The organism is Agrobacterium sp. 16-2014-1-2a, assembly GCF_053522705.1.
The window spans coordinates 75,832-90,857 of sequence record NZ_JBNWBX010000008.1; the positions used below are offsets into that span (position 1 = coordinate 75,832).

Consider the following 15,026-nt stretch of genomic DNA (forward strand, 5'->3'; position numbering starts at 1 on the left):
GACTTTTCGAGCGGAGTGACTGAATGTTTGCCGTGAACTTCCTGATGCGACGCCTCATGCAGGGCGCCATCATCATATTCCTTGTGTCCTTGCTGATCTTTACCCTCTTGCGGGTGGTGCCGGGTGACCCGGTACGCCTTATGGCGGGCGGCATGGCGCCCGAAGCACTGATCGAAAAGATCGCAACCGACATGGGCCTTCGCGATCCCATACTGGTGCAATTCGGTCGCTACATGGGCGGTGTGGTTCGTGGCGATCTTGGCCAGTCCTTCGTGCGCCCGGCAAACGGCGCCTCGACCGGTGGCGCGACATTCAACGACTCAACTCGCGGCGAACGAGCAAAGGTCTTCGACCTGATTTTCGATGCACTTCCAATGACGCTTCAACTGGCGGCCGTGACACTGGTGATTGCACTGATCTTCTCGGCAATCATCGGCATTGCCGGCGGGCTTTCGATCGGCAGATGGCCAGACAAGCTTGCCTTCTACATTTCATCGATATTCATCTCGCTGCCGAATTTCTGGCTCGGCATCGTTCTGGCATTGCTTTTCTCGGTGAAGCTCGGATGGCTTCCTGCCATTGGCTATCAGGGTTTTGCCTACACAATCCTGCCGGCAATCGTGCTGGCGGTCGAATTGTCTCCGGTGCTGATCCGCACGCTGGTCAGTTCCGTATCCAGCCAGATGATGGAGCCCTATGTGGCAGTCGGACGCGTACGTGGCCTGAGCCGTTCGCGGATCATCTCCAACCATGCCCTGCGCAACGCCTCGGTGCCGCTTCTCAACCTGCTCGGTGTGCAATTCTCCAGCCTGCTCGGCGGGGTCATCATCGTCGAATATATCTTCGATTATCCCGGGCTCGGCCTTCTGACCATCAACGCCGTGCTGCAGCGCGACTTTCCGTTGATCCAGGGTATCGCGATCGTCACGAGCGCCATTTTTGTACTGATCAACATTGTCGTCGATCTCGTCGCAACAACCATCGATCCGAGGCTTGAATACTGATGTCCATCACATCCGCACTTGACACCCCGATCATTTCTAAAATGGCAAGCCGCTCGATTGCGCGCCGCATATTCGATCGCGCCGCATCGACGCCCGGTTTTCGCATTGGTCTTGCGATCTTCCTGCTGCTTGCGATTGCCGCCGCACTTTATCCGGAAATCAGTGGCGTCGACCCGACAAAGATGGATGTGAAGGCCCGCCTTCTGCCGCCACTTTTCTTCGGCGACAACTGGAGCTGGGGCCACCCGCTTGGCACCGATCAGATTGGCCGCGACATGCTGGTGAGGTCGCTTGTCGGCCTGCGTTATTCCTTCCTGATCGGGATTGCATCGGTTGCAGTGACACTCATCATCGGCTGTGCCCTCGGCACGATTGCCGGTTACTTCGGCGGTCGTATCGACATGCTGATCATGCGTCTGACCGATGCGCAGCTATCTATTCCGATGATCATTCTGGCGATCGCCGTTCTTGGCGTGTCGCGCCCGACAATTCCGGCCATCGTCCTGGTGCTTGGTCTCTCAAGCTGGCCGGTCTATGCGCGCATCATGCGCAGCATTGTGATGACGGAAAGGCAGCGGGAATATGTGCGCGCTGCCAAACTTGGGGGCTCGACCGATTTCCGCATTATCGTCAGCCTGCTTCTGCCGCTGCTCCTGCCGCCGGTGATCTTCACCTCGGTGCTTGATGTGGCGCGCATGATGATCTTTGAATCGACACTCGGCTTCCTCGGCCTGGGTGTCCAGCCGCCGACCCCGACCTTCGGCAATATCATTGCCGATGGCCGAAAGTATCTTCTGAACGCCTGGTGGATCGCTACCATGCCCGGCATTTTCCTCGGCCTCACTTTAACCAGCATCAATCTCATAGGCGCTTCGCTGGAACGGGCCCGCAACACCATTCACGGAGGGTCCGAGTGATGATCAAGCCGCTTCTTGAGCTGAAAAACCTCACCGTTAATGCCGGTCGCTCGGACAAGGCGAAGATTATTCTGGACAATATCTCCTTCAGCCTCGCGCCGCGAGAGATCGTCGGTGTGGTCGGGGCCAGCGGAGCCGGCAAGACGGTGCTTTCCAAGGCAGTCGTCAACTGGCTGGAACCGCCGCTTTCCGTGCGTTCCGGCAGCGTCCTCTTCGAAGGCAAGGATATTTACGGCATCTCCGAGAACGAGATGCGTACCCTGCGCCGCCGGGTCGCCTATGTCGGCTCCAACCCGATGGGTGCACTCGATCCGACGCTGCCGGTCGGCGTCCAGATCGTCGAGAAGCTGCGTGCGGTCGTTCCAGGAACCTCGCGGAAAGAGGCGGAAAAGCGCACGATCGAGCTTCTGGAGGCCGTCCGCATTCCCTCGGCCCGCAGCCGTTTCAGCGACTACCCTTCGCAGTTTTCCGGCGGCATGATGCAGCGCGCACTGATCGTTGATGCGTTGGTAACGAACCCGGCGCTGCTGATTGCAGATAACGTCACCCAGCCGCTCGACGTTACCGTCGCAGCCCAGGTCATCCGTCTGATGAAGGAACTGACAGATGGTTTCAATACCGCTGTGCTGTTCGTCTCCTCCTCCCTTCCCGTTGCCCGCGAAGCCTGCAACCGGATTTTGGTGATGGAGAAAGGTCGCATCGTCGAGGAACAGGAAACCGAAAGGCTGATCGCCGCCCCTGCATATGCCTATACGAAGGAGCTTGTAGAACAGACGCCGAAGATCTGGATCGAAAAGACCGAGATGCCGCGTCTCAACGACAAACGCGACGTTGTCTTGAGCCTGCGCGATGCCTCACAGGTCTACAGGGTAAAGAAGAAGACTGGCTTCGGTGGCTTCAACCATGTGCGTGCGGTTCGCAACGTCACCTTCGATGTCCGGCGCGGCGACAGTTTCGCGATCGTCGGTGAATCCGGTTGTGGCAAGTCGACGCTGATGCGGCTTCTAAGCAGGCTGGAACTGCCGAGCTCCGGCCAGGTTCTGTGCGGTTCCGACGATATCGCCATGCTCGGTGGCAAAGACCTTCTGACCTTCCGCAAGAAGCTGCAAATGGTACTTCAGGATCCGTTCGGTTCCCTGCCGCCACGCACATCGGTCGGGAAGATGCTGGAGGGCCCGCTTCGCACGCACGGATGGAAGGACAGTGCCAAAATTCGTGAGCGGGTTCTCAAGGTCATGGGCGAAGTCGGCCTCTCCGCCGATCTCTACGAGGAATTGCCGATCGGCCTGAGTGCCGGCCAGCGCCAGCGCATCAATGTTGCCCGTGCGCTGGTTCTGGAGCCTGAAATACTGATCATGGACGAAACGCTTTCTGCCCTGGACCAGACAGAACAGTTCAAGCTTCTCGATCTTTTCCAGAAGCTGCAGAAGGAATACGACCTCACTTACATCTTCATCTCCCACGACCTTGCGATGGTCCGCAAGGTCTGCAACCGGGTGGCGGTAATGTATCTCGGCGAGGTCTTCGAACTGGCTGATAACGAGCGGTTGTTCTTCGATCCCGGACATCCGTACACAATGGCGTTGCTCAGCGCGATGCCGACACTTGAAGAACGCCGCTACAAGGCGGAAGACTGCCTTCTGGAAGGTGAACCGCCAAGCCCGATCGATATTCCTCCAGGTTGCAGCTTCAAGTCGCGCTGTCCGCGTGCGATGGAGAGATGCGGCAGCCTGCAGCCCGCGCTTACCGCGCGTGGCAGCCAGGATTTCGCCGCCTGTCATCTCATCCAGCCATTGGCTCTCGATGACGCAACCCGTCAAATGGCTTTAGCCTGACCATGGTTGCGGCGCCACAGACGGGGCCGCGACGATCACTAGAATCCAGGGTGCATTCATGAGTTTCACCGAACATCGCCTCAAGCTTATCCTCGACATGCTGAAGCAAACCCAGCGCGTCAATGTGAGGGAGCTTGCCGATTATCTGCAGGTCAGCCAGGAGTCGATCCGGCGCGACCTCAAGGAACTTGAGATGCGCGGTTATGCCCGCCGCGTCTATGGCGGCGCGGTCCTTGACCAGCAGGAAAGCGATCAGCCGTTTACCGACCGACTGCGCGTCAGTTCACGCGAGAAAGCCAAGATCGGCGAGGCCGCAGCGTCGCTGGTCGAGGACGGCATGAAGGTGTTCATCGATACCGGCACCACAACGATTGCCTGCCTGAAACATATCGAGACGCGCAAGGACTTGACCGTTGTCAGCAATTCGCTGGCGGTCGCAGCCCACTTCTTCAATCTGCCGCAGGCAAGTGTGCGGGTTCTTGGCGGTCGCATGCGCCCAGATTATCAGGCGACATACGGCCATGAGACCGTGGGCGCGCTGAAGGAGCATTTCTTCGATCTCGCGATCATCGCCATCAGCGCCATTCACGCCGAACGCGGGTTCATGGATTTCGGCGAGGACGAGGCGATCCTGCGCCGCGTCGCCAAGGCCCAGGCAAAACGTTCGATCATTGTTGCCGACAGTTCCAAGTTTGGGCGCCTCGGCTCCATCCACACATTCGGCCTCAGCGAAATCGACGCGGTGGTGACCAGCGGCGTCATCGCGCGGGAATTTTCAGATCAATTCAATCAATCCAAAGTGGAAATCATACATGCCTGACGTCTCCTCCTCCCCTGTCCCGATCAATGCCGAGCGGCTCCAGATGCTGATGGAGACCCTCTCCACTTTTGGCGGCGGCCCCGATGGCTCGATGACCCGCCTGACGCTTTCCAGGGAAGACGGAATGGCGCGCGACTGGCTGGGGCACTGGTTTGCCGAAAACGGCTTCGAGCAGGCCGTGGACTCGATCGGCAACCAGTTCGGCAAGATGACCTTGGCGGGCGCAAATGCGCCCGTCGTCATGGTCGGCTCCCATATCGACAGCCAGCCGAACGGCGGCCGGTTCGACGGAGCGCTTGGTGTCATCGCCGCCTGCGAGGCGGTTTTGTCCGTCAGCGAACGTCTCAAGGCGGAAGGCAGGTTGTCCGCCTGCAACTTCCAGATCGTCAACTGGACCAATGAGGAAGGCGCCCGTTTCCAGCCGAGCCTGCTCGGCAGCAGCGTGTTTACCGGCGCCATTGACCTGGAATGGACGCTCGAACGGGCCGACGGTGATGGCATTACGGTGCGCCAGTCGCTGGACGAGATCGGTTATGCTGGCAAGGAAAAGGTGGAAATTCCCGACGCATTGATCGAGCTGCATATAGAAGGTGACACGACGCTCAGCCGCGCCGGGGAGCGGTTCGGTATCTTCACGCGGTTCTGGGGCGCGACAAAATATCGCCTCGCCTTCCATGGACGCCAGGCACATACCGGCGCAACCCCGATGGCAGATCGCAAGGATGCGCTGCTTGCTGCTGCCTATCTGATCGCCGATCTCAAGCAGATATCGACCGAACACGGACTGGACCTGCATACGTCGGTTGGCCGCCTGGAAGTCTTCCCCAATTCACCCAATGTCGTGCCGGCCGAAGCCGTGCTGTTCATCGAGCTGCGCTCGGGATCGCCAGACGTCCTGACGGAGGCGGAACGCAAGATGAAGATCAAGATCGAGGAAGCGGCGATGAAAGCCGGCGTCACCTCGGAGGTCCGCTCCATCGACCGCCGCAAGGCGGGAAGGTTCGCACCGGGCCTGGTGACGCTTGCGCAAAGTGCTGCGGCGCATCTCGGCCAGAGCGCCCGTCACCTCGATACGATCGGCGGCCATGATGCCGTTGCCGTTTCCGATGTCTGCCCGGCGGTGGTTCTGGCGGTTCAGAGCCGTGACGGCGTCATCCACCACCCGACCGAGTATACCTCGCCTGAAGACCAGGCCCTTGGCACGCAGATAGTGGCGGACATGCTTTACAAGATCGCCTGCGAAGGTTTGAAAGTTGTCGAACTCAGCGAGGCTGCCGAATGAAGAGATCGGGCTCTCCTCAATCACCGATGGAAGCCCGCGCGGAGAAGGCGCTTTCAGTCTTTTCCGCAGTGATTGGCGACACCCCATCCTATGCGCCGGCGACGGCAGCTGTCGCATCGCCGTCCTATCATGCCGTCGAATCCTGCGGTTTCGTGGTCGCGCCGACAGACGGGGAGGCACGTTATTTCCTGCGTCTCGGTGCCGATGAGGTAACCGATCTCGTGGATGCCGAGACCGCAAATGCTGCGGCACACCGTTTTCACAGCCTTGGTCTTTCGCCAGAGCCGATTGGTTACGATGCTGGGACGGCCAGCATGCTGTTTGCCCGACTTGGCGACGGCTGGCGAGCGGCAAGGATCGACGATCTGATGCAGCCGCAAACTGTTGCCCGCCTGATCGAGATGCAGACGACGATTGCAGGGGGTGTTTCCACCGGCCGAACATGGTCAGTCTTCGACGGCATCGATCAGCTCTGGGCGATCGTGAGTGCCGGTGACGCCAGCCTGCCCGGCGATGTCGAATGGATGCTCTCCTGGATGACGCCGATCCGCGAGGCAGTTTCAGCGGCCGGCCTGGACCTGAAACCGGCCCATGGTGATCCGCAGGTTTCGAATGTCATGCTGGGCCCAGACGGGAAAATGCAGCTCGTGGACTTTGACATGGCCGCCGACATCGACCCCTACTACCAGCTCGGCGTTCAGATGAACGAACTCTACCAGTTCGAAAGCCAGATGAGGCCGTTGCTGGAAATGCACGATGGAGGTTTCAGCGAAAGAAACTTCAACCGCTGCCGTGTCTATGCGGCGGCAGACGACCTCTACTGGGCGTTGCGCAGCCTCGTACTGGAGCTTCGTTCGCCGCCGCGGGGTGTCGAATTCCTGAAATATGCCGGCTGGCGGTTCCTGCGTTGCCGAATGCTGCTCGGCCAGCCGGATTTCGAGGCTAGGCTGAGAGCGCTCTAGGCATACGATAACGATAACGGGCTAGAAACAATAACGGGAACAAGACTATGAATGAACTGGGAATGGCACGATCCGATGCCGAACGGGCAGTTGAGGCTGCAATCATCCAGGTACCACCTTGGGAAGGACGGCGGCTGCGCTACAGTCCGGTTTCCGGCGGAATCAGCAACACCAATTTCCGCATCGAGGTCGAAGGCGAAGAGCGTGGCTATTTTCTAAAGATTCCCGGCCGCGGCACCGAGATGTTCATCGATCGTAAGGCCGCCGCTGCCGCCAGCAAGCAGGCAGAAGTGATCGGAATCGGCCCGAAGACATTCGACTATCTCGATCACCTCGACATCGAAATCGCCGAGTTCATTGACGGTCGCCGCGCCTCGACACATAGGGATTTTGCAGACCCGGCGATCCGCAACGAAGCGGTGCGCGTCTACCGGCAGTTTCACAATGCCCTTGCCCTGCCGCTGACAAAAACCGTCTTCGACATGATCGAGGAACATTTCGACCAAGTGCGCCAGCTTGACGGCCACTGGCCGCTCGACCACGACTGGCTCTTGCGCAACTACAGACAGGCGCGCGCCGCGCTTGAGGCGTCCGGGCTCGATCTGGTTCCCTGTTTCAACGACCCGATGCCGGGCAATTTCCTGATCGGTGACGACAAGTCGATCAAGCTGATAGATTTCGAATATGCGTCGAACAATGAGAGGCTCTACGATCTCGCGATCTGGAGTGGCGAGATGTTCTATTCCGAGGCGACCGACTGCGAGATAATCGAGGAGTATTTCGGTCGTTACGACAAGGCGCATCACGCTCGCTTCATCGTCCACAAGGCACTCGCCGACATCAAGTGGAGCACCTGGGCGATGGTACAAAACCGGATATCGACCCTCGATTTCGACTTTTACAAGTACGGAATCTGGAAGCATATGCGCGCCCGCTCGATCATCCACGACCCCCGTTGGCCCCTGTTCCTGAAAGCCCTTTGATGCCAGTCACCGATATCAGCCCGCAAGAAGCTGCGACCTATATCACCTTCGCTGCGGAACTTGCCGACGCCGCGCGTCCGCTGGCGCTCTCCTATTTCCGGACCCCGCTCGACGTTATCTCAAAACTCGACGATAGCCCGGTGACAATCGCCGACCGGACGATCGAAAAACATCTCCGCGAGATGATCGAGGCGCGTTTTCCCGATCACGGCATCCATGGTGAGGAGTTTGGCGTAAAGGCAGGTAACGCCTTTACATGGGTGCTGGACCCGATCGACGGCACCAAGAGCTTCATCACCGGTTTCCCGCTGTTTGGTACGCTTGTCTCACTGACATTTCAGGAAAAGCCATTCTGTGGTCTGATCGATATTCCGGCCACCGGCGAACGCTGGCAGGGCCGGCCGGGAGAGACACTCTTTGCTGGCAAGCCGGCCCACGCCAGCGGCTGCGAGAACATCTCAAGCGCCCGTTTTTATACGACTTCGCCGGATATGTTCGTGGACAGCGAAGCTGAAAGCTTCGAGCGTCTCTCCCGCAAAGCCAGGCTGCGGCGTTTCGGTGGAGACTGCTACATCTATGGTCTGATCGCTTCCGGCCATTGCGACATCGCTCTCGAGACGGGACTTCAACCTTACGACTACATGGCTCTCGTGCCCGTTGTGACGGGTGCCGGCGGATGCATTACCGACTGGCGGGGCAATGCGCTTTCGATCCATTCCGACGGACGGGTTCTGGCGTCGGCCACCCCGAGACTTCATGACGAAGCCCTGGCCCTCCTCAACCGGTGACGTGAACAAATGCCCTATACGACGACAATCGAGCAGACTGTCTTCCGCTTTGATGATCTGAAAATGCTGCTGGCGAAAGCAACCCCGGAGCGCTCCGGCGACCAGCTGGCCGGCATTGCGGCGCAAGGCCCGGTCGAGCGCTTGGCAGCCCAGATGGCGCTGGCCGATCTCCCCTTGAAAGCATTTCTCGGCGAGGAGCTCATTTCGTCGGAGGATGACGAGGTTTCCCGACTGATCGCGCAACGGCACGATCCGGCAGCCTTTTCCGCAGTTTCCTCGCTTACTGTCGGTGAATTGCGCGAATGGCTGCTCAAGCCCGAGACGTCGCATGAGCGGCTGGAGGCGGTGACCTTTGGACTGACGCCGGAAATGGTCGCGGCCGTGTCGAAGATCATGCGCCTGCAGGACATGATAGCTGTTTCTGCCAAGCGACGTGTCGTGACGCGATTCCGAAACACGATCGGGCTCGCCGGGCGGCTTTCCACCCGCAACCAGCCCAACCACCCGACCGATGACAGCCGCGGTATCATCGCGTCTGCCATCGACGGGCTGCTGATGGGGTCGGGAGATGCCGTGATTGGCGTCAATCCCGCGACCGATGCGACGGATGACTATATCCGCATTGTTTCCTTGCTCGACGAATTGCGGGAAAAGCTTGCGATCCCGACACAGACCTGTTGCCTTGGCCATGTAACGACGGCGATCCAGGCAATCGAACGGGGTGCGCCGGTCGATCTCGTCTTCCAGTCGGTGGCGGGATCGGAAAAGGCCAATCGCGGCTTCGGCATCGATCTGGCGCTTCTGAAGGAGGCACATGAGGCGGGGCGGTCGCTTGGTCGTGGCATGCCGGGCGCAAACGTCATGTATTTCGAGACTGGGCAGGGCGCGGCGCTTTCGGCGAATGCGCATTTCGGCGTCGACCAGCAGACGATGGAGGCACGTGCCTATGCGGTGGCGCGCGAGTTCGATCCACTGCTCGTCAATACGGTCGTCGGTTTCATCGGGCCGGAATACTTGTTCAACGGCAAGCAGATCATCCGTGCCGGCATCGAGGATCATTTCTGCGGCAAGCTCCTTGGCCTGCCGATGGGCGTCGACGTCTGCTACACCAACCATGCCGATGCTGATCAGGAAGACATGGATACGCTGTTGACGCTCCTCTGCGCAGCCAATGTCAATTTCGTCATCACCGTTCCCGGCGCCGACGATATCATGCTGAACTACCAGTCGCTATCGCATCACGATGCCGTCTATTGCCGCGAGACGCTGAAGCGGCCACCCGCACCAGAGTTCGAGAAATGGCTTTTCGAAATCGGCCTGACCGATCCAGATGGCGCGCTGGTCGGCGAGCCTGTCGCGCTTTCCAATTATGTCCGCAACAGCGTATTGATCGGAGCCTGACATGGAAAAGGTGCGAGAACCCACTGCTGCCGGAAAAAACCTCACTATCAAGGATATGACCGATGCGCGTGTTTTGCTCGGCCGTCATGGCGCGGGTCTTCCGACACGCGCCCAACTCGCCTTCCTTCTCGACCACGCGCGGGCACGCGAAGCGGTCTGGACGAGCGTCGACCGACCCTCGCTGGCAGACAGGCTCGATCGTCTCGGCCTTCCGGCTGTCAATGTCGATAGCATGGCAAGTGACCGCAGCACCTATGTGCGGCGGCCCGATCTTGGCCGGCGGCTTGCGGCGGAATCCGAAAAACGGCTGAAAAATGAGAGAACGATCAATGGCTATGATGTCGCAATTATCGTCGCGGATGGCCTGTCGTCCCATGCAATCGATCTCAATGCCGTGCCGTTGATCGAGGCGCTTGTTCCGAAGCTCGCTATCCTGAACCTGACGGCTGCACCAATTGTGCTGGCGAGCCAGGCGCGCGTCGCGCTCGGCGATCCTGCCGGTGAGGCATTAGGTGCAAAACTGACGATCGTGCTTGTCGGCGAACGTCCGGGACTTTCAGCTGCCGACAGCCTCGGTGCTTACATCACTTACGGTCCCAAGTCGGGAAACCTGGATTCCAGCCGAAATTGTGTCTCCAATATCAGGGATGGTGGTCTGCCGGTCTGCGAAGCTGCCGAGATCATTGCGACGCTGACCAGGGATATGATGAGGACCCGCGTCAGTGGCGTGGCGCTCAAGGCTGCCATGGTGGAGTTTCTCGAAAGACATGACAATTCGCTTCCAGCTAAAGACCTACTGACAATTTGAAGTCTTTGCGGTGCGAAGCCTTCGGGACGTGGCCCATCTGCTTTGGAAGGATTGCGGCCTGTCGTCGAAAGTCCAGTCGACTGCCTTGTGTTGAGTGCGGAGACAATAGTCCCTGCACTCAACATCATCGTTCGCAAGCTGCCGTGCTAGCCGGCAGAGAACTTCTGGACGGCGGTTACGTCGAAATAGTCCCGCCATTCGACAATCTTGTCGCCTTCGAGCTCGAAAATTCCCATGATCATCACGCGCCCGATTTCACTGCCGTCGGCGCGCTCGAACCGGTCAAGCCTTTCGGTGAGAACGCGGGATCCATCGGCGGCAACCGCGAGCATATCGATATGGACTGTCGATATTCCCAGCGATGTCTCCAGTCCGTCGATCATCGCAATGGCCTCGTCGGCGCCCGTCGTGACCGACACGCCTTCATTGACCCAGCGCGTGGCGGGTGTGAACCAGCGGCGCACGGCTGGCCTTCCGCCGTCTTCAACGAACGTCGCGCAAAAAGCCGAAACGGTTTCGATTGGGGTGGGCATGGCAGTTTCTCCTGGGCCATCAGAAGCCCCGTTGGCCTCTGTCTTGCCGCGATATTAGGATTTCGACCCCAATGCCACGATGCCGAAACTTCCGGCACTCTTGCCTGATCTTCCGGAATACTTGATAGAACTGGGCAATCGACTTAGGGTGACTCCATGAGCGAACTCGACAAAATACGCGCCATCGCCATGCGTCATGCTGGCCGTCCCAGTCTTAAATTGCCGCGACTGTTCGCGTATACTCTCGACCATACGACCGAGGTCGATCCGCTGATCTACGATCCTGCGGCGTCCCTAGTGATCCAGGGTACGCAGCGCATGTTTATCGGCGACAAGATGTTTGAATACGGACCCGGCCAAAGCATGATCGTCGCAGCCGAGATTGCCGCCTTGGGCCAAGTTTGCGAAGCGTCGCCAGACAGACCGTTTGTCGCAATCGGTTTATATCTGGACCCGCCTATGCTGTCCGACCTCGTCCTTGAGATGGCGGCGATGCCGGAGTTACCGATGGAATTGGGATACGGCGTCAGCACCGCGAGCGCGTCGCTTCTCGGTGCTTGGGGGAGATTGGTAGAACTGCTCGATCGCCCATCCGAAATCCCGGTCATGGCTCAGTCTCTGGAGCATGAGCTGATGTTTCGGCTACTGATGGGGCCGCATGGCGGCCTGCTGCGTCAGATTGCCGGGGCTGACTCGCGTCTGATGCACATCCGAAAGGCAATGGCCTGGATACGCGACCACTACGCCGAACGTCTCGATTTCAAGGCGGTCGCGGCACTTGCCGGCATGAGTGTATCCGTGTTTTACGATCGCTTCAAAGCCGTCGCCGCCGTCAGCCCGCTTCAGTATCAGAAATATATCCGGCTCCACGAGGCCCGCCGACGCATGATCGCGAACCAGGCAGGTGCAGCCGAAGTTGCGTTCGCCGTCGGCTATGAGAGCGCGTCGCAGTTCAGCCGCGAGTACAGGCGTCTCTTCGGAGCGCCGCCGGGTCAACACACCAAAAGAACGAAGGCTGGCCTGGGTGCCATCAATCTGCCAAAAGCACCCGGTGCGCGGCCAGAGGTTGCTTGAACCGCTGACAGTAGTCACGACCCACAGCCGCAACCACGCTCTCTCGTCGAGCCAAAGCCTCGCGCCATCGCGTGACGCGCGTGAGACCCTGAGATATCGTCTGCGTTATGGCTGGGTCGATGAAACCGAAGTACCGGAAAAGAGGCGCGAACACCGCATCGACCATCTCGAAGATCGCGATGCCAGCGGCATGAGCCGCGCAAGCCTGCATCGCCATTTTCTGGCGATAACAGCGTTCAGTCCTAGTCAGTACCACAAGCATCTCAGATTGCAGGAGGCCCGACTAGCAGCCGGCCATAGCGCCTCGCAATTCACGACTGGAATGCAGGCGCTTTGCCCAGTTGCCAGAGTCAACTCTGTTACAGTCGAAACTACGGCGTTGCCGTCCACGGAAAGCGGACGTATCAGTCGGCATAGATGATGGAAATGTAGCACCACAGGGGACATGCTGTTGGGAGGCCAAGAACATGGCAACCAGCTCGCCCTCGATCTTAAATGCCTGATCGGGTGCAATCGTCGGGCACCGCAACTAACGAAACGTTTGCTCAAGGCGTTAGCCTTATGCGCATATAAAGACAAAAACAGCGGGCTTTCACAGGCGACGGCTCGACGGAACAATGGACGCGCCCATATCTCGGGTGTAAGCTCACAACACACTACACGCATGCGATGAATCTCGAGGGGGACGGGAGGCGGCTATGCAGACGACGGTGTCCACGGCTTCAACTGCAGCACGAGACCCTCCGGGAGTAGAGGAAATCCGGTCGCAACTCGAACGCATCGTCGCGAGCGCGGAGTTTCCCGGCTTGGGGCGAAGTGCCGCATTTCTGCGATATGTTGTCGAAGAAGCCATCGCCGGGCGGGCCGCCCGCATCAAGGGTTACTCCATCGCAATTGAGGTATTCGGCCGCAATGAAAGCTTCACGCAGGACGATCCGGTCGTGCGGATCGAGGCCGCGCGTCTAAGGCGTTCGCTGGAACGTTATTATCTGGTGGAAGGTCACAAGGACCCGGTCAGGATCGACATACCGAAGGGCGGATATGCCCCGGTGTTCTCATTGAATACTGCGGTCGTTTCCAAGAAAGTCGATAATGGGTCCGTTCCGACATCACAGCTATCGCCGATTGTCCGATGGTGGAGCGTGAGGCGGCTTTCGCTTGCTTGCCTCGTCCTGCTTACGGCTGCGTCTGCCTATCAATTCTCAAGTCACTCAAGATTGGCGCCAACAGAAGAGTTAGTCGAAAGCACGGCTCCCGACAGACCCGCCCTAATTGTGGCTCCTTTCGCCAATTTGGGCGATGGACCAAACGCCCAGTTATACAGCCTCGGGCTTACGGAGGAGCTTCTGACTGCCTTGCCCCGCTTCAAGGAGATCAAGGTCTTTGGTCGCGAGACGTCCAAAGCGCTGCCGTCGGACGTCGATGTATCCAAAGTTAGGGAAGAGCTTGGGGCCCGTTATCTTCTGACCGGGGGTGTGCGAACTGCTGGAAACAGCCTGCGGGTGACAGCCCGTCTTCTGGACACCGACGATGGCGAAATAGTCTGGTCCCGGGATTATGACAACGATCTCGGATCGAAAGACCTGTTTTCCATACAGGCGGACGTGGCCAGAAGAGTCGCCACCGCCATTGCGCAGCCATATGGTGTGATGGCACAGGCCGACACCGCAAATCCTCCACCGCAGGATCTTGGTGCATACGAATGCAGCCTGCGCTTTTACGCATATCGTAGCGAGCTCAGCCCCGAAGAGCATGCACACGTTCGCGAATGCCTGGAAACATCCGTTGCGCGGTATCCGACCTTTTCCACTGCCTGGGCGATGCTATCAATCATCTATCTCGATGAAGACCGCTTCAAATTCAATAGGGGCCAAGGTCCGGAAACACCATTGCAGCGGGCGCTTCGCGCGGCGCGGCGGTCGACCCAGCTTGATGCGAGCAACACGCGAGGGCTTCAGGCATTGATGATGGCCCTGTTTTTCAACCGGGAGCTTACCGAGGCGATGCGAGTAGGCGAAGTGGCCCTCGCTACCAACCCCAACGACACCGAGTTGATGGGCGAGTTCGGCACCAGACTAGCCCTTGGCGGCCAGTGGCAACGGGGAGCCAACCTGCTTGATCAGGCTATCGCACTCAATCCAGGCGGCAGCGGCTATTATAACGGCACACGCGCTCTTGCAGCCTACATGCTCCACGACAATTCAACCGCCGTCCGCGAGATCACCAAGGCTGATATGCAAAAATTTCCGCTGTTTCATGCGGTTGCGGCGGTCATATACGCAGATGCCGGAATGATGGATCAAGCCCGGCACGAGGCAGAGATTTTCGTTCGAATGCGCCCGGACTTCCTGCCAAACGTCGTTGAAGAACTGGCGATGCGGAACGTACAGCCAGGTGATCGTGACCGACTGGTAGAGGGACTTCGCAAAGCCGGAATGCTGCCTCCCAAGGTTAAAGAACCCGCCGCGATAACCATCAGTGCTTCGGATTTGCAGCCGCGCTAGCGCAGAGGCTTAATACGCTGAAAATCGAAATGCCGCCCGCTGCGACGTACCAAACGGGCAGGTAGGAAAGGTGACGCCAATATCTCTTTCCTTCAGGCCTTTTTCGAACGCCCAC

At 58.9% G+C, this 15,026-nt stretch carries 13 protein-coding genes; 12 read left to right on the forward strand and 1 reads right to left on the reverse strand.

Annotation, left to right across the window (positions count from 1 at the left end; all coding sequences use genetic code 11):
• Window positions 1-23: 23 nt before the first annotated feature.
• Genes ACQZ45_RS21015 through eutC form a run of 10 tightly spaced genes read left to right on the forward strand, consistent with a single transcriptional unit; the run spans window position 24 to window position 10,800 of the window.
• Window positions 24-1,004, forward strand: a complete 981-nt coding sequence (locus ACQZ45_RS21015) for an ABC transporter permease (protein ID WP_003516948.1) — start codon at window positions 24-26, stop codon at window positions 1,002-1,004.
• Window positions 1,004-1,921 carry an ABC transporter permease gene (locus tag ACQZ45_RS21020; protein ID WP_003516951.1) on the forward strand — a complete coding sequence of 306 codons (918 nt, stop codon included), beginning with the start codon at window positions 1,004-1,006 and terminating at the stop codon, window positions 1,919-1,921. Before ACQZ45_RS21015 ends, ACQZ45_RS21020 begins: the two co-directional genes overlap by 1 nt.
• Entirely contained in the window at window positions 1,921-3,756 is a 1,836-nt protein-coding gene (locus ACQZ45_RS21025; RefSeq protein WP_025591693.1) for a dipeptide ABC transporter ATP-binding protein, read from the forward strand. Before ACQZ45_RS21020 ends, ACQZ45_RS21025 begins: the two co-directional genes overlap by 1 nt.
• A 58-nt stretch (window positions 3,757-3,814) precedes the next feature.
• Complete coding sequence (locus ACQZ45_RS21030) at window positions 3,815-4,576, forward strand: DeoR/GlpR family DNA-binding transcription regulator (protein ID WP_448742528.1); 762 nt, start codon at window positions 3,815-3,817, stop codon at window positions 4,574-4,576.
• Window positions 4,569-5,858, forward strand: a complete 1,290-nt coding sequence (locus ACQZ45_RS21035) for an allantoate amidohydrolase (RefSeq protein WP_448742529.1) — start codon at window positions 4,569-4,571, stop codon at window positions 5,856-5,858. The genes ACQZ45_RS21030 and ACQZ45_RS21035 overlap by 8 nt, the downstream gene beginning before the upstream one ends.
• Window positions 5,855-6,820, forward strand: coding sequence for a phosphotransferase (locus ACQZ45_RS21040; RefSeq protein ID WP_236771542.1), 966 nt, complete (start codon window positions 5,855-5,857; stop codon window positions 6,818-6,820). Before ACQZ45_RS21035 ends, ACQZ45_RS21040 begins: the two co-directional genes overlap by 4 nt.
• A gap of 47 nt (window positions 6,821-6,867) precedes the next feature.
• Window positions 6,868-7,803 (forward strand): choline/ethanolamine kinase family protein, encoded by a 936-nt coding sequence (locus tag ACQZ45_RS21045; RefSeq protein ID WP_013637568.1) that lies wholly within the window; start codon window positions 6,868-6,870, stop codon window positions 7,801-7,803.
• A complete protein-coding gene (hisN, locus tag ACQZ45_RS21050; RefSeq protein ID WP_065687655.1) occupies window positions 7,803-8,591 on the forward strand; it encodes a histidinol-phosphatase in 789 nt (262 codons plus the stop codon). Before ACQZ45_RS21045 ends, hisN begins: the two co-directional genes overlap by 1 nt.
• A 9-nt stretch (window positions 8,592-8,600) precedes the next feature.
• Complete coding sequence (locus tag ACQZ45_RS21055) at window positions 8,601-9,992, forward strand: ethanolamine ammonia-lyase subunit EutB (protein WP_448742530.1); 1,392 nt, start codon at window positions 8,601-8,603, stop codon at window positions 9,990-9,992.
• Window position 9,993: 1 nt separating this feature from the next.
• Window positions 9,994-10,800, forward strand: a complete 807-nt coding sequence (gene eutC / locus ACQZ45_RS21060; protein ID WP_448742531.1) for an ethanolamine ammonia-lyase subunit EutC — start codon at window positions 9,994-9,996, stop codon at window positions 10,798-10,800.
• A gap of 146 nt (window positions 10,801-10,946) precedes the next feature.
• Here eutC and ACQZ45_RS21065 read toward each other — a convergent pair whose 3' ends face one another.
• A complete protein-coding gene (locus ACQZ45_RS21065) occupies window positions 10,947-11,333 on the reverse strand; it encodes a limonene-1,2-epoxide hydrolase (protein ID WP_448742532.1) in 387 nt (128 codons plus the stop codon).
• 156 nt (window positions 11,334-11,489) lie between these two features.
• On the opposite strand from ACQZ45_RS21065, the gene ACQZ45_RS21070 reads away from it, so the two are divergent.
• Window positions 11,490-12,407 carry an AraC family transcriptional regulator N-terminal domain-containing protein gene (locus tag ACQZ45_RS21070; RefSeq protein WP_448742533.1) on the forward strand — a complete coding sequence of 306 codons (918 nt, stop codon included), beginning with the start codon at window positions 11,490-11,492 and terminating at the stop codon, window positions 12,405-12,407.
• Window positions 12,408-13,105: 698 nt separating this feature from the next.
• Window positions 13,106-14,911, forward strand: coding sequence for an adenylate cyclase (locus ACQZ45_RS21075; RefSeq protein ID WP_448742534.1), 1,806 nt, complete (start codon window positions 13,106-13,108; stop codon window positions 14,909-14,911).
• Window positions 14,912-15,026: the final 115 nt, after the last annotated feature.

What these genes read in the sequence shown, in the direction of transcription:
- ACQZ45_RS21015 (WP_003516948.1), top strand. Translation starts at nt 24, where the DNA reads ATGTTTGCCGTGAACTTCCTGATGCGACGCCTCATGCAGGGCGCCATC.
- ACQZ45_RS21020 (WP_003516951.1), top strand. Translation starts at nt 1,004, where the DNA reads ATGTCCATCACATCCGCACTTGACACCCCGATCATTTCTAAAATGGCA.
- ACQZ45_RS21025 (WP_025591693.1), top strand. Translation starts at nt 1,921, where the DNA reads ATGATCAAGCCGCTTCTTGAGCTGAAAAACCTCACCGTTAATGCCGGT.
- ACQZ45_RS21030 (WP_448742528.1), top strand. Translation starts at nt 3,815, where the DNA reads ATGAGTTTCACCGAACATCGCCTCAAGCTTATCCTCGACATGCTGAAG.
- ACQZ45_RS21035 (WP_448742529.1), top strand. Translation starts at nt 4,569, where the DNA reads ATGCCTGACGTCTCCTCCTCCCCTGTCCCGATCAATGCCGAGCGGCTC.
- ACQZ45_RS21040 (WP_236771542.1), top strand. Translation starts at nt 5,855, where the DNA reads ATGAAGAGATCGGGCTCTCCTCAATCACCGATGGAAGCCCGCGCGGAG.
- ACQZ45_RS21045 (WP_013637568.1), top strand. Translation starts at nt 6,868, where the DNA reads ATGAATGAACTGGGAATGGCACGATCCGATGCCGAACGGGCAGTTGAG.
- hisN (WP_065687655.1), top strand. Translation starts at nt 7,803, where the DNA reads ATGCCAGTCACCGATATCAGCCCGCAAGAAGCTGCGACCTATATCACC.
- ACQZ45_RS21055 (WP_448742530.1), top strand. Translation starts at nt 8,601, where the DNA reads ATGCCCTATACGACGACAATCGAGCAGACTGTCTTCCGCTTTGATGAT.
- eutC (WP_448742531.1), top strand. Translation starts at nt 9,994, where the DNA reads ATGGAAAAGGTGCGAGAACCCACTGCTGCCGGAAAAAACCTCACTATC.
- ACQZ45_RS21065 (WP_448742532.1), bottom strand. Translation starts at nt 11,333, where the DNA reads ATGCCCACCCCAATCGAAACCGTTTCGGCTTTTTGCGCGACGTTCGTT.
- ACQZ45_RS21070 (WP_448742533.1), top strand. Translation starts at nt 11,490, where the DNA reads ATGAGCGAACTCGACAAAATACGCGCCATCGCCATGCGTCATGCTGGC.
- ACQZ45_RS21075 (WP_448742534.1), top strand. Translation starts at nt 13,106, where the DNA reads ATGCAGACGACGGTGTCCACGGCTTCAACTGCAGCACGAGACCCTCCG.